Source organism: Sphingomonas jaspsi DSM 18422 (assembly GCF_000585415.1).
Lineage (GTDB): Bacteria > Pseudomonadota > Alphaproteobacteria > Sphingomonadales > Sphingomonadaceae > Sphingomicrobium > Sphingomicrobium jaspsi.
Genome location: NZ_KK073876.1, coordinates 653,038 through 668,130 on the forward strand (window position 1 = coordinate 653,038; position 15,093 = coordinate 668,130).

Sequence of the window (15,093 nt, forward strand, 5' to 3'; positions counted from 1 at the left end):
CGTGCAATTGGGGAGACTTGTGGCTAGACGGCTGGCATGACGCCCGAAGCCCTGCCTGCCCAATTCAGCAACGATGCCCGCTGGCTGGTCCAGGCGATCGACCCCCGGGCAAGCCTGGCACGGCTGGTCGACATGGACGCCGCGGCATATCGCGCGGCAAGTTTCCTCGACGACCGGATGCTCGCGGGAGGGTCGTTCACCAAGATGGTTGCGCTGGATGCCGTTTTTTCCGCGGCATCGACGCTCGATCCCGCCGGCTCAGGCTGGATTTTCCATATCGGCCATGTCGGCTCGACCCTGGTGTCGCGGCTGCTCGGCGAGTGGCGCGAAGCGCTTGCTCTGCGTGAACCGCGGTCGCTCCGCGACCTGACCTTCTTCGGCGAGGCCGACCGTCCTGCCGCCTGCGATGCCGTCAGGCGCCTGATGGGGCGAGCCTTTGCCCCCGACCAGCGCGTCATCGTCAAGGCGACCAGTTTCGTGTCGGAGCTTGCGCCGCAACTGATCGGGGCCGATGCCCGGGCCCTGCTGCTCTACGCATCGCCGAAGAATTACGTCGCCAGCATCCTCGCCGGCCCGAACAGCAGGGTCGAGCTCAACGCGCTGGAATCCACCCGCCGTCAGCGGCTAGCGGCCCGGGGGGTCGACACCGGCGATCTGCCAACCGATGCGCATCGCGCAGCCGCGACCTGGCTGACCGAAATGCTGTCGCTGCAGGCGGCAGCCGCGGCAGTCGGTGACCGGGCCCTTTGGTTCGATTTCGATTCCATGCTGGTCGACATGACAGAAGCCCTGTCGCGCGTTGCGGCGCATTTCGGATTGCCCGTCGACCATAAGATGATCCGTGAGATCGCCGAAGGACCGTTGATGGCGCGCTATTCGAAGGCGCTCGAATTTGACTATAGCCCTGGCTTGCGACGGGACCTGCTGGCCGAGGCGGGGCGGCAGCATCGCGACGACATTGAACGGGCGCTTGGCTGGCTGCATGATATGGTCGGGCGCCACCCGGACGCGGCGCCGCTCGCGAACTTCATGGCCTAGGAGAGAAGATGTATCGCATCCTGCCCCTGCTGACCCCGACCGAGGTCGCGGAATGTCGCAAGATCGCGGCCGCGAGCCAGTTCGTCGATGGACGGATCACCAATCCGCACAACAAGGCGAAGAACAACCAGCAGCTTCACGACCAGCAAGCATCGCAGCGCAGCAGCCAGCTATTGCTACAAGCCTTCCAGCGCAGCGAGGAATTCCGCGAATTCGCTTTTCCGGCGGTAATCGCGCCGCCGCTGCTGACCAAATACGGCCCCGGCATGCATTATGGCGCGCATGCCGACGCGGCGTTCCTCAATCTTGGCACGCACCGCATCCGCAGCGACATCAGCTGCACCATCTTCCTGAGCGACCCCAAGGATTATGACGGGGGCGCTCTTCACGTTCGATACGGCGACGCGGATCTTCGGTTCAAGCTCAACCCGGGCGAGGCGATCCTCTATCCCAGCGACACCTTCCACGAAGTCGAAAAGGTCACGCGCGGCGAACGGCTGGTGGCCATCACCTTCATCCAGAGCCAGCTCAAGAACCCCTTCGAACGCAGCCTGCTATTCGAACTGAACGAAGTCGCTGCGCTTGAAGGGCTGAAGATGGACCAGGAGAATTTCTCCCGTCTCCAGCTCGTCCAGGCCAACCTGCTGCGCTACTGGGCCGACAAACCCTAGAGCCTGGCGGCACCGCGCTCAGGCGGGCGTGATCACCAGCCCGCCGTCGCCCTCGTCGACCTTGACCGTCGACCCATCCTTGACCTTTCCCGACAGGATTTCGTCGGCGAGCGGGTCCTGCAGATATTTCTGCACCGCGCGTTTTAGCGGCCGGGCGCCATAGACCGGGTCGTAGCCGACGCGGCCGAGCCATGCCCGTGCCTTGTCGCTGAGGTCGAGCAGGATCTTGCGATCCTCCAGCAGCTTCTGGAGTCGCTTGACCTGGATATCGACGATCGGCCCCATGTGGCTGGCCGACAGGCGATGGAACAGGATGATTTCGTCTAGGCGGTTCAAGAATTCGGGCCGGAAATGGCCGCGCACCACTTCCATCACCTGCGCTTCGACATTGGTCGGATTCTCGTCCTCGCCAAGTGAAGCAAGGAACTGCGAACCAAGGTTCGAGGTCAAGATGATGATGGTGTTGGTGAAATCGACCGTGCGGCCCTGCCCGTCTGTCAGGCGGCCGTCATCGAGCACCTGCAGCAATATGTTGAAGACGTCGCCATGGGCCTTTTCGACCTCGTCGAACAGCACGACCTGGTAGGGGCGACGGCGGACGGCTTCGGTCAGCACGCCGCCTTCCTCATAACCGACATAGCCCGGCGGGGCGCCGATCAGCCGCGCGACGGCGTGCTTCTCCATGAATTCGCTCATGTCGATGCGGACCATCGCGGTCGGGTCGTCGAACAGGAATTCGGCCAATGCCTTGGTCAGTTCGGTCTTGCCGACGCCGGTTGGCCCCAGGAAGAGGAAGCTGCCGAGCGGGCGGTTCGGATCCTGCAGGCCCGCGCGGGCGCGGCGGACGGCGGCGCTGACGGCCTTTACCGCATCGGCCTGGCCGATCACTTTGGCGCCGATCGCCTGCTCCATATTGAGCAGCTTTTCGCGCTCGCCCTCCATCATCCGATCGACCGGCACGCCGGTCCAGCGGCTGACGACCGAGGCGATGTCCTCGTCGGTCACTTCCTCGCGCAGCATCGCGCCCTTCGACGCCTGCGCGGCGTCGGACAGCTTCTTTTCCAGCTCGGGAATGCGCCCGTATTGCAGTTCGCCCGCCTTGGCGAGGTCGCCGGTCCGCTGCGCCTGCTCCAGTTCGATCCGTGCGGCATCGAGCTTGGCCTTGAGGTCGGCCTCGGCGCTGATCTTCTCCTTTTCCGCCTGCCAGCGGGTGGTCAGCTCGGTCGACTGTTGTTCGAGGTTGGCGAGCTCGCCTTCCAGTTTCACAAGCCGATCCTTCGACGCCTCGTCGCTTTCCTTTTTCAGCGCTTCGCGCTCGATCTTGAGCTGGATGATGCGGCGGTCGAGATTCTCGATCTCTTCCGGCTTGGACTCGACCTCCATCCGCAGGCGGCTGGCGGCTTCGTCCATCAGGTCGATCGCCTTGTCGGGCAGGAAGCGGTCGGTGATGTAGCGGTTGGACAGCGTCGCCGCCGCAACCAGCGCCGCATCGGTGATGCGCACGCCATGGTGCAGCTCATATTTTTCCTTCAAGCCGCGCAGGATCGAAATGGTGTCGGCCACGGTCGGTTCGCCCACGTAAACCGGCTGGAAGCGCCGTTCGAGCGCCGCGTCCTTTTCGACATGCTTTCGATATTCGTCGAGCGTCGTGGCGCCGACGACGTGCAGCTCGCCGCGCGACAAGGCAGGCTTCAACAGATTGCCCGCGTCCATCGCCCCTTCGCTTTTACCCGCGCCCACCAACTGGTGCATCTCGTCGATGAACAGGATGATGTCGCCGTTCGACTGTTTCACCTCGTCGATGACGCCCTTCAGCCGTTCTTCGAACTCGCCGCGATATTTCGCGCCCGCGATCAGCGCGCCCATGTCGAGGCTCAACAGTTTGCGGTCCTTGAGGCCGTCGGGAACGTCCCCGTTGGCGATGCGCAGTGCCAAGCCTTCCGCGATCGCAGTCTTGCCGACGCCGGGTTCGCCGATCAATACGGGGTTGTTCTTGGTCCGCCGCGCCAGCACCTGGATGGTGCGGCGGATTTCCTCGTCGCGGCCGATGACCGGGTCGAGCTTTCCGTCGAGCGCGCGCTGGGTCAGGTCGACCGCATATTTCTTGAGCGCGTCGTAGCGATCTTCCGCGCCCTGCGTATCGGCGGTGCGCCCGCCGCGCAGCTTGTCGATGGCGGCGTTGAGCGCCTGCGGTTTCAGGCCAGCCTGGGCCAGGGCGTCGCCTACCGGCGTGCCCTTGGCCAGCGCAAAGGCCAGCAGGATCCGCTCGACCGTCACATAGCTGTCGTTCGCCTTGGTCGCGATTTCCTGCGCCTTGTCGAGGATGCGAATCAGGTCGCCGTCGACGCCCGGCGCACTGGTCGCGCCGCTGCCGGTCACGCTCGGTTCCTTGGCGACCAGCGCATCGACCGCGCGGCGCGCTGCGGCGCCATCACCGCCCGACGCGTTGATCAGGCCGACCGCCATACCCTGTTCGTCGTCGAGCAGCGCCTTGGCGTAGTGCGCCGGGGTGATGCGCTGGTGATGTTCGCGGACCGCAATCGTCTGGGCCGCCTGAAGGAAGCCGCGCGCGCGGTCGGTCAATTTTTCAAAGTCCATTTACGAGCCCCAATGTTCGTGTCTTGGCGTCGATGTGGTGTGTTATCGGGCTAAGACAAGCCCTCAGTTGGTCGGTGCCAGCGGGTCCTTCGCGGCCGGCGTGGACGGCGGCGCGCTGATCACCTTGAAGCCCGGTGACAGCGTGGGTTGCATCGGTGGCGGCGCCGGGGACAGCGGCGGCGGGCCGATGTCCGGCCGGGTCGGCATGGGCCCTTGCGCCAGCACCGCCGTGCAGCCGAAACCGCCTGCCGCGCCGGCGGTACCCCATTCGCGATATTTCTTGGCGTCGATGTGGAACCGCACGCCTTTGTAAAAGCCCAGGCCGATGTTGTTCCAGCTGCCGTCGCGGACGTGGATATCGCACAACATGGTCATCAACTGCCCGCGCGTGACCGGCCGCAACGGGACCATGTCGATCGCGCCGACCGTCCGGTGCGTGCTTTCGGGTGCGCCGCCGGCGCAACTGTTGAGCGCCGGGTTGCGATACACCGACACCGCTTCGACCGGGCCGATGCGCGGTTCGACATAGGTCCCGATGTAGCGAAGGGCGGCGACGATGTTGGGCCAGCCGCTGGTCGGCGGGACTTCGAACGGGTCCGCGCCGCACTTCCTCCAGTCCGTGGCGGTACGCAGCAACTGCCACGTCGGGACCACGCCCGCGACGCCATATTGCGCAAGATAGTCGTTGAACGCCTTCACATAGGTCGGCCGCCAGCTCGCCCCGGCCATCCACGCGCGGTAACCCGGCTCGTCCTGCCCGGCGGTGACATAGTCGGCCGCAGGGTTGAACGACTGGGCGTCGGCGGCCGTCTGGCTGGCCAGCACCAGCGGCAAAATGAGCAACAACCGCTTCATCACTGCATGAAACGCTGCGCGCCATTGAATTGCAAGCGGGCGGTCCGCATCTTGCGGCAATGAGTTATTCCCACTCGGTCGACGTACCGCATCGTCTCGGCAGGCAGGAAGCGCACCGCCGCATCGCCGACAATGTCCACAAGCTTGAAAACCATCTGCCCGGCGCGGCAGAGGTCAAGTCGGGCTGGGCCGGCGACACGCTCAACCTCGATATCGGGGTGATGGGACAGGCACTTCAGGCGGAACTGGTGGTCGAGGACGAACGGGTCATCTGCCGCTTCAACCTGCCCGGCATGCTGTCCTTCATGGCCGGCCCGATCGAGGCGGCGCTGCGCAAAAAAGGCAGCGACTTGCTGCTCGACGACAAGCGAGGCGACTGATTGAGGGCCTGATTCACGTTACCGCCGCTAGCTGCGTGCTTTCGCCGGTAACGATCAGGCCCTAGTCTCCCCGCAAACGGCGGGAGTCGGCTGGATGCGTCATTTCGCGATCGTGGGTTCGGGACCGGCGGGATTTTATACCGCCGAAGCGCTGGTGAAGGCCTATGGCGACGCCGCCCGGATCGACATCATCGACAAGCTGCCCGTGCCGTACGGCCTGATCCGCTTCGGCGTCGCGCCCGACCACCAGTCGATCAAGGCCGTGTCGAAGCGCTACGAAAAGGTCGCGGACGAGGCGCAGGTGCGGTTCGTGGGCAATGTCGCGGTGGGGGACGCGGTGTCGGTCGCCGACTTGCGCGACCTCTATGACGCGGTCATCTTTGCCACCGGCGCCCCGCACGATCGCACGCTGGGGATCGAGGGCGAGCATCTGCCCGGCGTCATCGGCTCTGCGGCCTTCGTCGGCTGGTACAACGGTCACCCCGATTTCGCCGATATCGATCCGCCGCTGGATGGCGCGGCGGCGGCGATCATCGGCAATGGCAATGTCGCGCTCGACTGCGCCCGCATCCTGTCGAAAACGCGTGAGGAGTTCGCCGGGTCGGACATCGTCGCGCATGCGCTGGACGCTCTCGAAGCGTCGAATATCCGCACAATCACGATCGTCGGTCGACGCGGCCCACACCAGATCGCGATGACGCCCAAGGAACTGGGAGAGCTTGGCCACCTGTCCGCCGCCGAACCCTATGTCGACGTGCCCGATTTCCCGGACGCGTCCGCCGACGAAGCGCTCGACCCGGGTCAGCGCAAGTCGGTCACGCATCTACGCGATTTTGCTGCCCGTGCGCATGATCCCAAGCCCAAAAGCGTCCGGTTCGATTTCTTCGCCCGCCCTGTCCGCATCGAAGGGGATGGCCGCGCCGAACGGCTGGTGGTCGAACGGACTGCGCTCAACGAGGAAGGACAAGGCGTCGGGACCGGCGAACATTATGCCATCCCCGCCAGCCTGGTGATCAGCTGCATCGGCTACCAGACTCCGCGAATCGAGGGCGTGCCCTATGACGACAAGGGCGGCCGCTTCGCCAACAAGGATGGCCGCATCGACGACCAGCTTTACTGCGTCGGCTGGGCGCGGCGCGGCCCGTCGGGGACGATCGGCACCAATCGGCCCGACGGCTACGACGTTGCCGAGCAGGTTTCAGCGGCGATGCCGCCGGGCACCGATGGCGGAAAAGCGGGCGGGACGGGGCTCGACCAGCGCCTCTCGGCCGCGGCGGTCAGATCGACCGATTTCGACGACTGGCGCCGAATAGAGCAGGCAGAGGAAGCCGCGGCGCGGCCCGACGCACCGCGCGAAAAGATCGTGCGGCACGCCGACTGGCTAAAATTGCTGGGTCACTAGGCGAACCGCTTGCGTATCGCCGGTTGGCCCGCTAGGGGAGCGCTCGCCTTGCCCGGACGTCTAACGTCCGGAGCGGTCGGGGAGTAGCTCAGCCTGGTAGAGCACTGTCTTCGGGAGGCAGGGGCCGGAGGTTCGAATCCTCTCTCCCCGACCATTTTCACGCACCGGACTGCCGAGGGCAGTCCGGGCATGAAAATCCTATTCCAGCCTACCCTAAACTACTCAGGCGTCCGCCGCTTCCGGCTGGCGCTGCTCTTCCAGCACCTTCAATAGCGCTTCGGCGGCAGCCTCGCTCGACGGCGGGTTCTGGCCGGTGATGAGGAGACCGTCGGTCACCACATGTTCGGTGAACGTGCCGCCTTCGCTGAAGTCCGCGCCCTGCGCCTTCAGTTCGTCTTCGAGCAGGAAGGGGACGATGTCGGTCAGGCCGACCGCCTCTTCCTCTGCATTGGTGAAACCGGTGACCTTGCGGCCCTTGACCAGCGGATCGCCGTTGGGCGCCTGGACATTCTTCAGCACCGCGGGCGCGTGGCAGACCAGCGCGACGGGCTTGTCCGCCGCCAGCGTCGTTTCGATGATCGACTTGGACGTCGGGTCGTTCGCGAGGTCCCACAGCGGGCCGTGGCCCCCGGGATAAAAGACCGCGTCGAACGTCGAGGGATCGATGCTCGACAGCGTTTCGGTCGACGCCAGCTGGGCCTGTGCTTCGGCATCTGCCTTGAAGCGCTTGGTCGCCTCGGTTTGCGCGTCAGGCTCGTCGCTCTTGGGGTCGAGCGGCGGCTGGCCGCCCTTGGGGCTGGCGAGCGTGATCGTGTGACCGGCGTCCTTCAGGACATAATAGGGCGCGGCGAATTCTTCGAGCCAGAAGCCGGTCTTCTTGCCGGTGTCGCCAAGCTGGTCGTGACTGGTGAGAACCATCAGGAAGTTCATCGGGATTCCTCATTCGGTAATCCCCCGCCCGATGCGTAGATAGGGCCGCTGCATTACCTTTTAAAGGCGCTCAGGTCGCGAAACCCGGATCCAGTCGATACGCCTTCCGCAGCAGCGCCGGCCACGCCAGCATGTTGGCCGCGACCTTGAGGCCGACCGAACCCTGTTCGGCCGCCAGCTCAGGCGTGCCTTGCGGCGGGTTCGATACCTTGTCGCCGGCACTGAGCGCCATGATCTGCGCCTGGCACGCCCGTTCGATGAAATAGAGCTTGAGGAAACATTCGCCGACGTTGCCGCCGACCGCCAGCGTGCCGTGATTGCGCAGCAGCATGCCGCCCTTGTCGCCAAGGTCCGCGACCAGCCGCTCGCGCTCGTCGAGGTCGGTGGCAACGCCTTCATAGTCGTGGAAGGCGAGGTCGCCGCGGACCAGCATCGCGGTCTGGGTGAGCGGCAGCAGCCCGTCCTCATGCGCGCTGACGGCCTGCCCGTGCGGTGTGTGAAGGTGCATCACGGCATGCGCGTCCTCCCGCGCCATGTGGATCGCCGAATGGATGGTGAAGCCCGCCGGGTTGGTGATGAACGGGGTGGGCTCGACCGGATTGCCGTGGACATCGACCTTGACCAGCGAGGATGCGGTGATTTCCTCGAACATCAGCTGGTAGGGGTTGATGAGGAAATGATGCTCCGGCCCCGGAATGCGTGCGGACAGATGGGTGAAGATGAGATCGTCCCACCCATAATGGGCAACCATCCGGTAGGCGGCGGCGAGGTCGACGCGGATTTTCCATTCCTCGTCGCTGACCTTGCCCTTCAGGCTGGGGATGTCGACCTGCGCCAGCGCGGTCACCTGGTCCATGCCCTTGTTGATATTGTCGACGCGGTTCATGTCAGTGGTCCTGCTTATCGGGGTGCGCCGCCGCGAAGGCCGGGTGCGCGGTCGCGGTCTCGTCGGCGCGGCGGAGATAGGGGTAGGGGTCGAGCGGCACGTTGAAGCGCCGAGCATTGTAGAGCTGGGGCACGAGGCAGACGTCAGCCAGCGTCGGCTGGTCGCCGAACAGATAGGCCCCGGCGCGCGGCTTCGCCATCGCTTCCAGCGCGGTCAGCCCTTCGGCGATCCAGTGGCGATACCATTCGTCCTTCTGCGCCTCGCTGACGCCCAGTTCGCCGGCGAGATATTTGAGCACGCGCAGGTTGTTGAGCGGGTGGATGTCGCAGGCGATCATGAGCGCGAGGCTGCGAACGTGCGCGCCGTCGATCGGATCGCGCGGCATCAGCGCGGGTTCGGGAATCGTCTGGTCGAGGTAGACTGCGATCGACAGGCTTTGCGTCAGCGTGTGGCCGTCGATTTCGAGGCACGGGACGAAGCCCTGCGGATTGACCGCGCGATAATCGCCGCCCTTCTGCACGCCCTCTGCAAGGTTGATCGAGCGCTGCTCGTAATCAACGCCCTTGAGATTGAGCGCGATGCGCACCCGATAGGCGGCCGAGGAGCGGAAATAGTCGTAGAGGACAGCGCGGCTCATGACCGGCTATTGCGCCTCCGCGCGCCCTTGCGTCAATCGCCCATGAACGGCGCGACAACCTCCGCCGGAACGCGGATCGGACGGCCGGCAGCCTTGTCGATGATCGCCCAGGTCGTAACGGCCTTGACCCGTACCTTCCCGTCGTCGCCGACGAATTCCATGTGGCGGTCGAAGCGAGCGCCCTTTGGCGCTTCGCCGACCCAGGTGCGGCCCGTGACCGTTTCGCCTTCGGTCACGGCTCGGAGATAGTCGATCTCGTGTCGCACTACGACCCAGATGTAATCGTCCTGGTGCGTCGCATCGGCCACCGAATACCAGTGCGACAGCGCGACGTCCTGAATCCACTGCACCCATACCGCATTGTTGACGTGCCCAAGCTCGTCGATGTGTTCGGGACGGGCGGTGATGCGTTTTTCGAAGACGGGGCGGGTCATTTTCTCCGACTGGACGTTTTCAGCGGCTTCATCAATCCCAGCACGGCCGTCGCGACCTTGCGTCCCATGTCTTCGGCAGCCTCGTTGGAAAAGCGGTAATGGACCCCGCCCAGCGTCCGGCTGAAGCTCACTTCCTGCACCCACTTGTCGAACGTTGGCAGCCGCATCACGACGGCATCGTCAATCGAGTCCGATGCTATTTCGACCCCGCCCGGCGGCGCATTTCCGACCTCGGCTTTCAGGATTTCCGCGGTTACCGACGCATAGCCGCAATGGCCGCAGGGATATTCGGGGTGGTTAGGCGTGTTGATCATCGGCGTCCAGCCGGCGTCGGGCGTGGTGGTGGGATTGCCGTCGTCCTCAGCGTTGCGGATCGCAGTGATTGGGCGCCAGAAATTATAATGCATCTTGGCGTCGATCATCGCCAAACCCTCGTCATATTCACCAATCCATAGAAGCGCGAGCAGGCGGGCATTGTCGACCGCCCGGCGACCGGGCTGTCCGGCGATGCGGCGCACGGTAGGCATGATGTCGGGCGTAATCCTGTATCGCGCCATCAGCGACTGGTGGGGCGTACGCTCGGTCGACTTGGTCCCGCCAAGGCGCTTCACCTCGTCGAAGTCGCGCGCATAACGCTCGCTGGTCAGCGCCGGCGGTGGGCCGGGGCGGATCGCGCTGGGGGATGCCAGGGCCCAAGGATGCATGCCCTGCCAATAGGGCTGGAACACGGGCAGGCTCGCCCCGACCCAGGTGCCGGGCGACGTGCGCGGGCGATAGTCGACCAGCTTGACGGCCGGATCGAGCGTACCGCGCGTCAAGGCCGCTGCGGCGGCGGCGGCGCCGATGCGTTCCCCTTCGGCCCGGGCCGCCGGGTCTCCGCCCAGGGCGTCGAGCGCGAAGCTGGCGTTTTCGAGGATTCGGTCTTTCTTGGTAGGATAATGGGCGAGCAGCACATCGCGCGCCGCGACGATCACCGCCGCATCGGTCGAGGCGGGACGGGTCGCGGCTGCAAGGCCCAACAGGGGCTCATATCGACGGTCGATCGCATTGGCCGCTTCGAACATCGCCGCCGCAACCTGGCTGTTGGTCGGCGCATTGTCGGCGGTCCGGTCTGCGCTGCCGTCCAGCTTCAGCGCATAGCTGGCCCTGTCGGTGATGATGTCGGCGCGCGCCGGCGCCGCGATCGCGCAGGCAAGCGCAGCGGTGGCGACGAATGTGATGGATCGCATTTGGAAAAGCCCCCCTCTCCTGATTGCGGAGCGGAGGCATATCATGGCTTGTCCGCGCCGCAAAACAGCGCGGATTCGTCAGTCGATCTGGGTCAGGACGAAGGCGTAGGCTTCCGCAACCTCGTAGAGCGAATTCCAGCGTCCCGACTTGCCGCCATGGCCCGCGCCCATGTTGATCTTCAAGAGCAGGAGATGGTCGTCGGTCTTGGTCGCCCTGAGGCGCGCGGCCCATTTGGTGGGCTCCCAATAGGTAACGCGCGGGTCGTGGAGGCCGCCGGTGATCAGCAGCGGCGGATAGGGCTTGGCGGTTACATTGTCGTAGGGGCTGTAGCTCTTGAGCAAATGGAAGGCGTCCGGATCGGTGATCGGATTGCCCCATTCGGTCCATTCGCCCGGGGTGAGCGGCAGCGTGTCGTCGAGCATGGTCGCCAGCACGTCGACGAAGGGCACGTCGGCGACGACCGCGCCGTATAGCTCGCCCGCCTGGTTGACGACTGCGCCCATCAGCTCGCCGCCCGCCGAACCGCCCTGCGCGGCGACGCGCCCGGCGCTGGCATATCCCTTGGCGATGAGGCCGCGAGTGACGTCGACGAAATCGTTGAAGGTGTTGGTGCGCTTCTTGAGCTTGCCGTCGAGGAACCATTGATAGCCAAGGTCGTCGCCGCCGCGGATATGGGCGATGGCGTAGGCGAAGCCGCGATCGACGAGGCTCAGGCGGCTGGTCGAAAAGGCAGGCGGGATGGCGATGCCATAGGCGCCATAGGCGTAGATGAAGAGCTTGCCCGATCCGTCGAGGGGCATGTCCTTGCGCCGCAGCACCGACACCGGGATCTTCGCGCCGTCGCGGGCGTCGATGGTGACGCGTTCGGTGACGTAGAGCGATGCGTCATAGCCCGACGGGATTTCCTGAACCTTTAGCACGTCGAGCCGCCGGTCGGCGGGGTGGTAGTCGTAGGTCGTCGCGGGCGTGACCATCGACGAATAGGTCAGGCGATAGGCGTCGGGCGCATATTCGGGGTTGCCCGCAAAGCCGGCGCTGTAGCTGGCTTCGGTGAAGGGCACGCGCTCGATCTCGCCGGTCGCATAATCGCGCAGCAGCAGCTGGTCGAGGCCGTCGACGCGGGCGGAAATGATGAGATGGTCGCGGTGCGCGCCGATGCCGCGGATATAGGTCTGGTCGCTGCCCGCCACTTCCTCGCGCCACTCGCCGGGGTTGGCGGGATCGGCGGACATGACGCGGAAATTCACATGACCGTTGTTGGTGTAGATCCACAGGCGGCCGTGGGCGGCGTCGCACTGATATTCCAGCTCGGGCTGGCGCGCGCGAACCAGGGTCAGCGGTGCGGTCGGGTCGTTGGCGGGGACGAAGCGGACTTCGGTCGAGCTGTTGTTGCCGGTCGAAATGAAGATCAGGCTGTCGTCGGTCGCGCGGTCGGCGCTGACCGAGAAGGCGATGTCGTCCTTTTCCTCGTAGAGCGTCACGGCCTTGGCAGGATCGTCGCCGATGCGGTGGTAGCGGGCGCGGTAGCTGCGCCACTGGTCGTTGACCTCGGTGAAGACGATGCCCTTGCTGTCGGGGGTCCACACCGGCTCGCCGATGCCGACGTCGGTGACGGTTTCGATGTCCTTGCCGGTGGCAAGGTCGCGGACGATCAGCTTGAAGCGTTCCGATCCATTGTCGTCGACCAAGGTCGCCAGCAGCTTGGCATCGCGGCTGACCGAAATCGCGCCGAGCTTGAAATAGTCGCGGTCCCCCGCCTCGGCATTTTCGTCGTAGATCAGCTGCGCTTGCGACCCGTCGAGGCGCTTGCGATGCCACAGGCGATATTGGGTGCCGGTCTTGAACTCCGACCAATAAAGCCAGTCGCCGTTCTTCAATGGCACTGAGGCGTCATCTTCCTTGATGCGGCCCTTCATCTCCTGGAAAAGGTCCTCGATCAGCCCTTCGTGTGGGCCTTTCCACGCCTCGAAATAGGCGTTCTCCGCCTTGAGATAATCGAGCACATCCTCGTCGGTAACGTTGGGATAGCCCTGGTCGCGCAGCCAGTGCCAAGGGTCGTCCACCCGCACCCCGTGCCGTTCGTAGCTGTATGGACGCTGCTCGGCGACGGGCGGTGTGGGAAGGGTCATGCACGGGTTCCTGTTTGCGGGTCGAACGACTAGATAGGGGCCATAGAGATAGCGACCACATAGGAATTTGCCATGTCCTCCTACGCCGACCGCCTTGCCGCCCTTCGCGCCCAGCTGAAGGAAGATCGCCTTGACGGCTTCGTGGTGCCGCTGACCGACGAGCATATGAGCGAATATGTCGGCAGCTATGCCCAGCGGCTGGAATGGCTGACCGGCTTCAAGGGCTCTGCGGGCAGCGCGGTGGTGCTGCCGGAAGAAGCGGCGATCTTCACCGACGGTCGCTACACCATCCAGGTACGCCAGCAGGTCAGCCCGACCGAATGGAGCTACCAGTCGGTCCCGGAAACCAGCGTCGCGCAATGGCTGAAGGACAATGCCGCTTCGGGCGCGCGGATCGGCTACGACCCGTGGCTGCACACCGCCGAATGGGTGAAGATGGCGACCGAACAACTGGCCGCGAAGGGCGCGGAACTGGTCGCGGTGGGCAAGAACCCGATCGACAAGGTCTGGGCCGACCAGCCCGAACCGTCGAAGGCGCGGCTGATCGTCCAACCGGACGAACTCGCCGGCAAGACCAGCGCCGAGAAGCGCCACGACATCGCCGATTGGCTCGAAAAGGAAGGGGCGGATGCCGCGGTGCTGGCGGCGCTCGATTCGATCGCCTGGACGCTCAACGTGCGCGGTGCCGACGTCACTCATACGCCGGTCGCGCTTGCCTATGCGGTGTCGCACAAGGACGGGACCACCGACCTGTTCGTGGCGGGCGAGAAGGTCGGAGACGACGTCCGCGCCCACCTCGGCAATGGCGTGCGGCTGCACGAGCGCGATGCGTTCGAGGATTATCTGAAGACGCTGGAGGGCAAGATCGTCGCGGTCGACCCCGAACGCTCGGTCGCCGCCATCGCCCAGGCGCTGGAAGCGGGCGGGGCGCGTATCTTGAAGCGCCGCGATCCGACCGTGCTGCCGCGCGCGATCAAGAATGAGGCGGAGATCGGCGGGCAAAAGGCGGCGCAGGCGCGCGACGGCGCGGCGGTGTCGCGGTTCCTGAAGTGGGTCGAGGATGAAGCGCCAAAGGGCGGCCTCGACGAAATCATCGCCGCCGACCGGCTGGAGGCGTTCCGAAAGGAACATGGCGATCTGCGCGACCTAAGCTTCGACACGATCAGCGCTTATGGCCCCAACGGCGCGCTGCCGCATTACAAGGGCACGGTCGAATCCAACCTGCCGTTCAAGCCGGGCACGCTCTACCTCGTCGATTCGGGCGGCCAGTATCAGGACGGCACCACCGACATCACCCGCACCGTGCCGATCGGCGAGCCGACGGCGGAGATGATCGATCGCAACACGCGGGTGCTGCAGGGCCATATCGCGATCGCGACGGCGGTCTTCCCCAAGGGCACCCGCGGCAGCCAGCTCGACAGCTTCGCGCGACGTCCGCTGTGGGAGGCGGGCGTCGATTATGCCCATGGCACCGGCCATGGCGTCGGCAGCTTCCTGAGCGTGCATGAAGGTCCGCAGCGCATCTCGCCGGTCGGATCGAGCCAGTCGGGCGGGGACGAGCCGCTGCAGGCGGGCATGATCCTGTCCAACGAGCCCGGCTATTACAAGCAGGGCGATTTCGGCATCCGCATCGAGAACCTGGTGCTGGTGGTGCCGGTCGAGATTGCGGGCGCGGAGAAGGAAATGCTCGGCTTCGAGACGCTGACCTTCGCGCCGATCGACAAGAAGTTGATCGACGCCTCGATGCTTTCCGCGAAGGAGCGCGACTGGCTCAACGCCTATCATGCGGAGGTGCTGGCGAAGATCGGACCGCAACTGTCGGGCGCCGATCTCGAATGGCTCAAGGACCAGTGCGCGCCGCTTTGACCTGACTGTTCGTTCGCGTTATGTTCCTTATCTGACT

13 protein-coding genes and 1 tRNA gene are annotated in these 15,093 nt (G+C 65.0%); 6 read left to right on the plus strand and 8 right to left on the minus strand.

Annotated elements, in window-relative coordinates; translation table 11 throughout:
• Positions 1 to 36: 36 nt before the first annotated feature.
• A complete protein-coding gene (locus tag G570_RS03310) occupies positions 37 to 1,038 on the plus strand; it encodes a hypothetical protein (protein WP_037499115.1) in 1,002 nt (333 codons plus the stop codon).
• 8 nt (positions 1,039 to 1,046) lie between these two features.
• Entirely contained in the window at positions 1,047 to 1,709 is a 663-nt protein-coding gene (locus tag G570_RS03315) for a Fe2+-dependent dioxygenase (protein WP_037499117.1), read from the plus strand.
• Between the two features lie 18 nt (positions 1,710 to 1,727).
• Here G570_RS03315 and clpB read toward each other — a convergent pair whose 3' ends face one another.
• A complete protein-coding gene (gene clpB, locus G570_RS03320) occupies positions 1,728 to 4,307 on the minus strand; it encodes an ATP-dependent chaperone ClpB (protein WP_037499120.1) in 2,580 nt (859 codons plus the stop codon).
• 63 nt (positions 4,308 to 4,370) lie between these two features.
• Entirely contained in the window at positions 4,371 to 5,162 is a 792-nt protein-coding gene (locus G570_RS13060; RefSeq protein WP_051503995.1) for a D-Ala-D-Ala carboxypeptidase family metallohydrolase, read from the minus strand.
• 59 nt (positions 5,163 to 5,221) lie between these two features.
• Between G570_RS13060 and G570_RS03330 the strand changes: the two genes are divergently transcribed.
• From G570_RS03330 to G570_RS03340, 3 genes are all read left to right on the plus strand, one after another.
• A complete protein-coding gene (locus G570_RS03330; RefSeq protein WP_051503996.1) occupies positions 5,222 to 5,542 on the plus strand; it encodes a polyhydroxyalkanoic acid system family protein in 321 nt (106 codons plus the stop codon).
• 94 nt (positions 5,543 to 5,636) lie between these two features.
• Positions 5,637 to 6,944: an FAD-dependent oxidoreductase gene (locus G570_RS03335; protein WP_037499124.1), complete on the plus strand. Its 1,308-nt coding sequence runs from the start codon at positions 5,637 to 5,639 to the stop codon at positions 6,942 to 6,944.
• A 77-nt stretch (positions 6,945 to 7,021) separates the two neighbouring features.
• Positions 7,022 to 7,098 (plus strand) — tRNA-Pro (locus tag G570_RS03340).
• 68 nt (positions 7,099 to 7,166) lie between these two features.
• Here G570_RS03340 and G570_RS03345 read toward each other — a convergent pair.
• The 6 genes from G570_RS03345 to G570_RS03370 form a co-directional block, all read right to left on the minus strand.
• The gene (locus G570_RS03345) at positions 7,167 to 7,874 is read right to left on the minus strand and encodes a type 1 glutamine amidotransferase domain-containing protein (RefSeq protein ID WP_037499128.1); all 708 of its coding nucleotides are present in this window, start codon (positions 7,872 to 7,874) and stop codon (positions 7,167 to 7,169) included.
• A gap of 70 nt (positions 7,875 to 7,944) precedes the next feature.
• The gene (locus G570_RS03350; RefSeq protein ID WP_037503619.1) at positions 7,945 to 8,730 is read right to left on the minus strand and encodes a class II aldolase/adducin family protein; all 786 of its coding nucleotides are present in this window, start codon (positions 8,728 to 8,730) and stop codon (positions 7,945 to 7,947) included.
• A 31-nt stretch (positions 8,731 to 8,761) separates the two neighbouring features.
• On the minus strand, positions 8,762 to 9,397 hold the full coding sequence (maiA, locus tag G570_RS03355; RefSeq protein WP_037499131.1) for a maleylacetoacetate isomerase: 636 nt from the start codon (positions 9,395 to 9,397) through the stop codon (positions 8,762 to 8,764).
• A gap of 32 nt (positions 9,398 to 9,429) precedes the next feature.
• The gene (locus G570_RS03360; RefSeq protein WP_037499133.1) at positions 9,430 to 9,831 is read right to left on the minus strand and encodes an acyl-CoA thioesterase; all 402 of its coding nucleotides are present in this window, start codon (positions 9,829 to 9,831) and stop codon (positions 9,430 to 9,432) included.
• Positions 9,828 to 11,060, minus strand: coding sequence for a vanadium-dependent haloperoxidase (locus G570_RS03365; protein ID WP_051503997.1), 1,233 nt, complete (start codon positions 11,058 to 11,060; stop codon positions 9,828 to 9,830). The genes G570_RS03360 and G570_RS03365 overlap by 4 nt, the downstream gene beginning before the upstream one ends.
• Before the next feature lie 78 nt (positions 11,061 to 11,138).
• The gene (locus tag G570_RS03370; protein ID WP_037499136.1) at positions 11,139 to 13,190 is read right to left on the minus strand and encodes a S9 family peptidase; all 2,052 of its coding nucleotides are present in this window, start codon (positions 13,188 to 13,190) and stop codon (positions 11,139 to 11,141) included.
• Positions 13,191 to 13,262: 72 nt separating this feature from the next.
• Between G570_RS03370 and G570_RS03375 the strand changes: the two genes are divergently transcribed.
• Positions 13,263 to 15,056: an aminopeptidase P family protein gene (locus G570_RS03375; RefSeq protein ID WP_037499139.1), complete on the plus strand. Its 1,794-nt coding sequence runs from the start codon at positions 13,263 to 13,265 to the stop codon at positions 15,054 to 15,056.
• Positions 15,057 to 15,093: the final 37 nt, after the last annotated feature.

What these genes read in the sequence shown, in the direction of transcription:
- G570_RS03310 (WP_037499115.1), top strand. Translation starts at nt 37, where the DNA reads ATGACGCCCGAAGCCCTGCCTGCCCAATTCAGCAACGATGCCCGCTGG.
- G570_RS03315 (WP_037499117.1), top strand. Translation starts at nt 1,047, where the DNA reads ATGTATCGCATCCTGCCCCTGCTGACCCCGACCGAGGTCGCGGAATGT.
- clpB (WP_037499120.1), bottom strand. Translation starts at nt 4,307, where the DNA reads ATGGACTTTGAAAAATTGACCGACCGCGCGCGCGGCTTCCTTCAGGCG.
- G570_RS13060 (WP_051503995.1), bottom strand. Translation starts at nt 5,162, where the DNA reads ATGAAGCGGTTGTTGCTCATTTTGCCGCTGGTGCTGGCCAGCCAGACG.
- G570_RS03330 (WP_051503996.1), top strand. Translation starts at nt 5,222, where the DNA reads ATGAGTTATTCCCACTCGGTCGACGTACCGCATCGTCTCGGCAGGCAG.
- G570_RS03335 (WP_037499124.1), top strand. Translation starts at nt 5,637, where the DNA reads ATGCGTCATTTCGCGATCGTGGGTTCGGGACCGGCGGGATTTTATACC.
- G570_RS03345 (WP_037499128.1), bottom strand. Translation starts at nt 7,874, where the DNA reads ATGAACTTCCTGATGGTTCTCACCAGTCACGACCAGCTTGGCGACACC.
- G570_RS03350 (WP_037503619.1), bottom strand. Translation starts at nt 8,730, where the DNA reads ATGGACCAGGTGACCGCGCTGGCGCAGGTCGACATCCCCAGCCTGAAG.
- maiA (WP_037499131.1), bottom strand. Translation starts at nt 9,397, where the DNA reads ATGAGCCGCGCTGTCCTCTACGACTATTTCCGCTCCTCGGCCGCCTAT.
- G570_RS03360 (WP_037499133.1), bottom strand. Translation starts at nt 9,831, where the DNA reads ATGACCCGCCCCGTCTTCGAAAAACGCATCACCGCCCGTCCCGAACAC.
- G570_RS03365 (WP_051503997.1), bottom strand. Translation starts at nt 11,060, where the DNA reads ATGCGATCCATCACATTCGTCGCCACCGCTGCGCTTGCCTGCGCGATC.
- G570_RS03370 (WP_037499136.1), bottom strand. Translation starts at nt 13,190, where the DNA reads ATGACCCTTCCCACACCGCCCGTCGCCGAGCAGCGTCCATACAGCTAC.
- G570_RS03375 (WP_037499139.1), top strand. Translation starts at nt 13,263, where the DNA reads ATGTCCTCCTACGCCGACCGCCTTGCCGCCCTTCGCGCCCAGCTGAAG.